Annotated in this window: 5 protein-coding genes; 4 read left to right on the top strand and 1 reads right to left on the bottom strand. The window is 61.2% G+C overall.

What is annotated here, in order from left to right:
• Positions 1–590 (top strand): YybH family protein (locus ACO2SS_RS27520; protein WP_423281065.1); only part of this gene is annotated, 590 nt, incomplete at its 5' end.
• Between the two features lie 166 nt (positions 591–756).
• On the opposite strand, the gene ACO2SS_RS27515 is transcribed toward ACO2SS_RS27520, so the two are convergent.
• Positions 757–2,064, bottom strand: coding sequence for an MFS transporter (locus tag ACO2SS_RS27515; RefSeq protein WP_423281064.1), 1,308 nt, complete (start codon positions 2,062–2,064; stop codon positions 757–759).
• Between the two features lie 29 nt (positions 2,065–2,093).
• Between ACO2SS_RS27515 and ACO2SS_RS27510 the strand changes: the two genes are divergently transcribed.
• From ACO2SS_RS27510 to ACO2SS_RS27500, 3 genes are all read left to right on the top strand, one after another.
• Complete coding sequence (locus ACO2SS_RS27510) at positions 2,094–2,987, top strand: LysR family transcriptional regulator (RefSeq protein ID WP_423281066.1); 894 nt, start codon at positions 2,094–2,096, stop codon at positions 2,985–2,987.
• A 553-nt stretch (positions 2,988–3,540) separates the two neighbouring features.
• Complete coding sequence (locus ACO2SS_RS27505; RefSeq protein WP_423281062.1) at positions 3,541–4,488, top strand: hypothetical protein; 948 nt, start codon at positions 3,541–3,543, stop codon at positions 4,486–4,488.
• Between the two features lie 10 nt (positions 4,489–4,498).
• On the top strand, positions 4,499–6,151 hold the full coding sequence (locus tag ACO2SS_RS27500; protein WP_423281061.1) for a hypothetical protein: 1,653 nt from the start codon (positions 4,499–4,501) through the stop codon (positions 6,149–6,151).
• Positions 6,152–6,470 lie beyond the last annotated feature (319 nt).

Raw genomic sequence — 6,470 nt, 5'->3', positions numbered from 1 at the left:
AACCGAGCCGCATCTTGGTGCCGAGTTCAGGAGACACGACCATGAGTACACGACGGACCATCCTGGCAGGCATCACGGCCAGCAGCCTCTCCGGCACGCAGTCCCACGCTTCGGCGACTTCTCGGGGGCAGGAGATTGTTGAGGCCCTGGTCCGGAGGGCGGCCGACGGAAACGCCGCTTTCACGCGTGGTGACATGAAAGCCTGGTCGTCTCACCTCCCTCTCGCAGACGACATTCTGCTGATGGCGCCCTTCGGCGGGCAGCCATCGCGTGGCTTCGAAAGCTCGGACGAGAACCTGGCGAAGCTTTCGCGGAACTTCACCTCCGGTACGACGAGCTTCGAGCTTCTGGGGGCCTACGTCGCGGATGATCTGGTCGTGCTTGCGGCCATCGAACGACAAGTCGCCGAGGTCGGAGGCTTGCCGGAGCAGGATTGGTCGCTTCGCGTGACGCTAGTGTTTCGGCGGCGCGGGTCCGAGTGGCTCCTTGCGCATCGACATGCCGATCCGCTCGTCCGTCATGTGGGCCTCGCCGGAGCGGCCGAGATCGCCAGGGGCATGAACCTGAGCAACGCCTCCGTGTTCAGGTAGGCAGACAGCTTTGGCGCGTGTCTTCGCCTTAACGTCCGCCTACCGCAACCGGGTCGACCTCCGTCGACGAGGAAAACCGGGCTCGCTGGAGTGAACAGGAACGTAGAGGGCTCACATCCTAGGCGCGCCATGAGCTGACGTTGCTCCTGTCCCCGAAAGCGGACCGTCAAGCGCGACAGAGCTGCTGTTCGGCAGACACTTCACTACTCCGTGCTGCGAGCAGGAAGGCGACAAGCCCAATGGCCGAGGTGGCGGCTCCGGCTAACGCGACGGCTGGGTAACCCAGGTCGAGCGCGATCACGCCTCCGCCGAGAGCTGCGCCAAGAGCGTTTCCGAGATTGAACGCGCCGATGTTGACGGAAGACGCGAGGTTCGGCGCGTCAGCGGCGGCGGTCATAACGCGGACCTGAAGCGGTGGCACCAGCGCGAAGCTTGCGACCCCCCATAGAAATATCAGTACCGCGACGGGAGCTCCGAACGGCATGAGGGCCGCGAAGGCAACAAGCACCGCTGAGAGCGACGCAAGCGTGATGATGAGCGTGCGGTCGACGGAGCGGTCCGCGAACTTGCCACCGAGCCAATTACCGACCGTGAGACCGATACCGTACGTCACGAGCATAGCCGTCACGAACGGAAGCGAAGCTTGGGTCACCTCACGCAGGATCGGTGCGATGTAGGTGAAGACGGTGAACATGGCACTCGACCCGACCACTGTGAGGGCCAGCGCACCGACGACGCTGCCGCGCTTCAGGACACGCAACTCAGCAAGCGCGTTGCCGCCTGCCGGGACCGGCATGTCGGGAAGCGTGAGCCGAAGTGCGGCCATGATGACGATGCCGAGCGCCGAGATTCCCCAGAAGGACGATCGCCAGCCGAGATGCTCTCCGGCCCACGTGGCCAGCGGAACGCCAACGACGTTGGCGATCGTCAGGCCCATGAACATGGCGGCGACTGCGCTAGCCTGGCGGTTCGGAGCGACGAGGCTCGCAGCCACGATCGAGCCAACGCCGAAGAACGCCCCGTGATTAAAGGAGGTCAGCAGGCGCGCCGCGAGAAGAGTGCCGTAGCTGTCCGAGACCGCGGCCAGGAGGTTTCCGAGAGTGAAAATCGCGGCCAGTCCGACGAGCAGGGTTCTTCTTGGAACGCGGCCGGTCGTGAGAGTCATCAACGGCGCGCCGATCAGAACGCCGAGGGCATAAGCGCTGATGAGGAGGCCCGCTGACGGTATCGTGACGCCCAGATCGTTGGCGATCACGGGCAGAAGACCCATCGGGGCGAACTCGGTTACCCCAATGCCGAACGCCCCCGCAGCCAGGGCGATCACGCCGAGGTTGGACGATCTCGACCCCTCATTAAGCGCGCCAGTTCGCGACGACGTCCGAGGATCTGAGTTGCCGATATCCATGTTAGCCTGCTGACTGCTACTGGTGCGCATAAATGCCGGCGCACCGAGAGCTGCGGTACCCTCGGCCAACGCGAAGGATTGCTGCGTTGAACGCAAAAATGAGCAGCGGGGCCGATCGGGCGCGTGAGCTGGCGCTGTTCGCCAGGGTCGCTGAACGGGGGAGCTTTTCGGCGGCGGGACGAGACCTAGATCTAAGCCCGTCCGCGGTCGCCCGCGCGGTCGACCGCATTGAAGCGAGGCTTGGGGTGCGGCTGCTGCTCCGCTCTACTCGTGTCCTGACACTCACGGCTGAAGGACGCTCATACGTGCAGGCGGCGCGTCGCATCTTGGCCGACTTGGATGACGCGGAGCAGCAGATCGCCGATCAGGGCTCTCCTCGCGGTCGCCTTCGCGTCAGTGCCGCTCTGTCGCACGGGCGGCTCTGCGTCGTGCCCATACTCGGAGCATTCGCTGAGCTCTACCCGAACATCCTGATCGACATCGCGTTGACCGACACTCTGGTCGACGTGGCAGCCGGGGAAGCCGACGTCGCGGTCCGCTTCGGCCCGCTTCCAGACAGCGCGCTCATTGCGCGCAGGATTGGTGAGACCAGGCGCGTGATCGTCGCCTCACCAGGCTATCTCGCTCGGCACGGGACGCCTGAAGCGCCGGAAGATCTCCACCAGCATAACTGCCTCAACTTCAACTTCCGCCGTGCTGAACCTGTTTGGCCATTCCGCCGCGATGGCATGGATTTCTCGCTGTCGGTGGGCGGGAGCATCGTCGCGAATAATGGCGAGACTCTCGGTCAACTCGCAGCAGCAGGAGTGGGTGTCGCGCGGGTTGGCGCGTTCAGCGTCGGGGAGGAGCTTTCCGACGGTCGGCTCGTGCGTCTTCTCGAGGAGTTCAATCCAGGAGACGTCGAGCACATCCATGCTGTTTTCGTTGGAGGGGCAGGTACGCCGGCGCGAGTCCGCGCCTTCGTGGATTTTCTGGTCGAGAACCTACGCTGACGACGACCGTCTCAGCAGCGCCAATAGCAGGCTCCGAGCGAACGCCCGTGAGCGGATCTGACAATCGACGTTTCGGTGTAGCTTTGCCTTAAACCAGACATGCAAAGAAGGCATCGCACGATGCGGCAAGGGGTGCCGCGAAAGAGCTGCTGTCGGCTGTCTCAACAAAATAACGATCAAGACAGCTATCAGTGGACCGCACTAGGCAGATCCGACCGTTCGTTCACCTGTATGCTTGAAATGTCGGGCTGCGCGTAGTTGCCGATGACATCTAATCCTGTTCTCCTCGTGCGATATTCGCCATGCCGAGTTCGGCATGCAGAGTTTTGGCCTGGTTAGAGACGGATAGACGAGGATCTAGCCGAGCGGGCCGATGACGCAGCTCCCGCCGCGCAGAGCCGAAACCTGGCATGACGAGTTCGGATAATATGCGTAGCTTGATGAATTGGTCGGGATGTGGGGTGACAGAGCGGTGAGCGTGGAAAGGGTCCTAGACGTCCGGCGCAATGATCCTCGTTACGATCAGGAGCTCTGGACGTTCATCGCTGGCCGAATGGGACGAAATCTCCGGAATCTTACGAACGCCGCTCTTCGGGAGCGTCTCGAGCGGCTCGATCGAAACATCCAGTATCTCGACGATGGGTTGACCGGGCGCGACGACCTGCCCGTGGAACGCGGATGGTTGAGCCCCTGGTGGTGGCTACGCGCCCGACATTGGACGTCGCTCGAGTTCGCCGAACGCGGTATTTCACTTCCTGAGACGACGACGCTCGCTGCGCTGCCGCGGCTTCGGCCGGAGTTCCGAGGCGTGGCCGCGGGCGGGAAGCGTATGCTGGTTCGTATCAGCCAGACGAAATGGCTGCAGGACACGCTCGGAGGCGTCCTACGGTTCGTACCTGCGAGCCGATACATTGAGCCCGGGCACGAACTCTCCCGCGCCGACGACGAGATGGGAAAATCCTATCGGCGACCCGGCCAGGTCCTGAGCGTGACATTGCAGGACGGCACGAGGGTCGATCCCATCGGGGATGTCTCGTTCACCCGACGGCGCGTGAGCGCTCGTGGTCTGCAGCTCGAGAGCCTCCCCTACTGGTTCTGCTCGTTCAGTAGCGATCTCGATCCGCGTCTCCTCGTCGAGTTCCCCGGAGAGGATCCGCTTCGAGACGGGTTTCTCGTCATCTTCGATCCCGACGCGTTCGTGACGCGCGCACTTCCCGCGTTGAACGCCAGCGTACCGCATGCCACCAAGTCCCTATTTCCAACCGACTATTTCGATCCCTGGTATCCGCCTCGTGAACCGCTCAGCGCGTCGAAGTCGAAGGACTTCCAATTCGCCCATCAACGCGAGATGCGCTTCGCGCTCGATCCCGAGGGTGGAAGACCGCTCTCCGATGGCCGAGATCTCTTCGTGACGATGGATCCGATCGACGACATCGCCGGAATCTACGATCGGGATGGTGCACGGATCGCGGGATCCGGGCCGCCCACGTTCTTCGAGTGACGAATTCGACATGGAAGACGCCGCCGATACCTTTCTCCCTGACTATCGCTTCCGTTGCACGCCGACGACCGGGCGATTCGATTCCGTCACGAACGCGCATGGTCTGTACTCTACAGAGCAATTCGTCCTTCGGCTCTCCCCGGTCGTGCATCGGATCCTTGCTTCGCACGAGCCGGGCATTCAGACGAACGGCGCGCTGGGCTTCGAGGGCGCGAAGGCGATGTCCACACTGCTCCATGAGACGATCCATTGGTGGCAACACATTGGAACGACCCACGGCCTGATCTTCAGCCTGAACTATCCCGTTCGGTCTCACGCCACGCATTTCCATCTCAAGGAGTTGGTCACGCGCGACGGGTTCAAGAAATCCGTGGTCCAACAAGCCGCGCATCTCGGGCGCAGCGGCCCTACCGGTTACGGCACTACGAGTGGGTTAGCCAACACCATCGTCAATAACCACTTCGATCTGATGACCTTCCGGGCGTATTCCCATGGCCCGGACGCAACGAAATACTTTGCCGAGAATGCGTTGTTCGAAACGGTCGGGCACGCATTCCACATGACGTACGCCCACACCGTCAATCAGCTCGCGTCGACCGTCGACAAGGATTACGCGACCTTCGATCATCCGAGAGATTGGGCGGTCGGTTTCCACGAGCTCACTGAGCGCCGCGTGGATGGATACTATTATGGCTCACCGGTGGGGCTCTGGCCGTTCGGTACGCGAGAGATCTTCGAAGGCCAGGCCTGCTTCGCTCAGATCCAGTTTCTATCCCATGCGTGTGAGCACCGATTGTCCATCGATGATTATCGCTCACTCGGTCTACTCCACGGCGTCTATGAGACGGCCTTCCGTGAGTTCCTGAAGCTCACCGAAGCCGCTCCTCCCGATCGGCCCGACGATCCTCGAATCGGTCTCTTCCTGCTGATCTGCGACTTGGCGCTGAACCCGGGCGTCGGATTTCCGTTCGAACTAGGGAACAATCACGAGCACTTCATGCTGCACGTCACGCCGGCGGCTCGCTTCTCTCGATACTGCCGGGTGGTCGCCTTGAAGCACCCCGAATTGCTGAGTGCCGTGAGAGACTACAGCCGGGACGAGTACGTCACCGTCAGTGAGACGCTGTGTCATGTGCTGGGTGATCGCTCTCCCATGGAGATCGCGGAGCGTTGCTCGAATTGGTTCGCCGGCCCATTCGCAGGGTTGCGAGGCGAGTACGAACGGTACGTGTTCCAGCCGGAGAACTTCGTACTTCGTCACCTGCTCGCCCACTTCCTAGCCTTCCAGGAAGACAAGGTGACCTGTCCCGAATTCTTCTGCTGGCCCGGCGCATGGCTCGCGGGTGACAATCTCGGTCAGAGCCAAGTGGAGATGTTCGACAAACACGGTGCGCTTTTCACCGATAAAGAGGAGGGTGAGACGATCTATCCTCGCATCCAGAAATGGCGCGACGAGAAGAACGTGTACGATACTTTCAACGATTTCTACGGACACAACGTCCTGTTCGAACTTGCTGACCAGTGGATCACGAAGCCGGGACCCTTCGTCTTCGACCTCGATTGGCTGTCTTCGTCTGGTAGCGAGACGGAGGTGCGTGCTTTTATACGTCGTCAATTCAAAGCGGCGTATGGGCTGGACATCGAATCTGTGACACTACTTTGATCCGGTGGTTGCACACCTCTCTCCGTAGCATTTCGATCTCGACGCATGGGCGCGCGATCGACGCAACGCACGGCATATAAAGGGTTTCTCTCTTTTCATCGGTCAATGACCGTCCAACAGCGGCAACACCCAAGAGATCAGATTTCATGTCACGTTTATATGCCATAGAGTTTTTGTGAGCGACTCAGAGCGGGCGCCGGAAAGTTGTAACCGATTGAACTTATACGGAAATTGCCGGAACATGTTTCGAGATTCGCTCGCAATCGTAATAGCGAAGAAAGTGCTGTCGCGCAGCGGATTCCTGCACGCTCAATGCCCG

This window comes from Enterovirga sp. CN4-39, from assembly GCF_049446235.1.
Lineage (GTDB): Bacteria > Pseudomonadota > Alphaproteobacteria > Rhizobiales > Beijerinckiaceae > Enterovirga.
Note: the sequence above shows the minus strand (reverse complement) of the source record. Positions and strands in the feature narration are given on the sequence as shown.